Annotated in this window: 1 rRNA gene; it reads right to left on the minus strand. The window is 53.6% G+C overall.

Going from position 1 to position 1,045, the window contains the following annotated elements:
* A 23S ribosomal RNA gene (locus tag HNR63_RS13770) occupies positions 1-1,045 on the minus strand; the annotation flags it as partial.

A 1,045-nucleotide genomic window follows, 5' to 3' on the forward strand; every position in this document is an offset into this window, starting at 1 on the left:
TCCATCGCCTACGCCTTTCGGCCTCGGCTTAGGTCCCGACTAACCCTGAGCGGACGAGCCTTCCTCAGGAAACCTTAGGCTTTCGGTGCAGAGGATTCTCACCTCTGTTTTCGCTACTCACACCGGCATTCTCACTTCTAAGCGCTCCACTAGTCCTTCCGGTCTAGCTTCGACGCCCTTAGAACGCTCCCCTACCGACGACGCAAGTCGTCCCACAGCTTCGGTGATACGTTTAGCCCCGGTACATTTTCGGCGCAGAGTCACTCGACCAGTGAGCTATTACGCACTCTTTAAATGGTGGCTGCTTCTAAGCCAACATCCTGGTTGTCTAAGCAACTCCACATCCTTTTCCACTTAACGTATACTTTGGGACCTTAGCTGGTGATCTGGGCTGTTTCCCTCTTGACCACGGATCTTATCACTCGTAGTCTGACTCCCGAGTATAAGTCATTGGCATTCGGAGTTTGACTGAGTTCGGTAACCCGATGAGGGCCCCTAGCCCAATCAGTGCTCTACCTCCAAGACTCTTCACTCGAGGCTAGCCCTAAAGCTATTTCGGGGAGAACCAGCTATCTCCAAGTTCGATTGGCATTTCACCCCTACCCACACCTCATCCCCGCACTTTTCAACGTGCGTGGGTTCGGGCCTCCAGTAGGTATTACCCTACCTTCACCCTGGACATGGGTAGATCACCTGGTTTCGGGTCTACGACCTCGTACTATACGCCCTATTCAGACTCGCTTTCGCTACGGCTCCGTCTTTTCGACTTAACCTCGCACGAGATCGTAACTCGCCGGTTCATTCTACAAAAGGCACGCCATCACCCATAAACGGGCTCTGACTACTTGTAGGCACACGGTTTCAGGTTCTCTTTCACTCCCCTCCCGGGGTGCTTTTCACCTTTCCCTCACGGTACTGGTTCACTATCGGTCACTAGGGAGTATTTAGCCTTGGGAGATGGTCCTCCCTGCTTCCGACGGGATTCCTCGTGTCCCGCCGTACTCAGGATCCACTCAGGAGGGAACGAAGTTTCGACTACAGGGCT

Origin of the sequence: Anoxybacillus ayderensis (assembly GCF_013761015.1) — a bacterium.
GTDB lineage: Bacteria > Bacillota > Bacilli > Bacillales > Anoxybacillaceae > Anoxybacillus > Anoxybacillus ayderensis.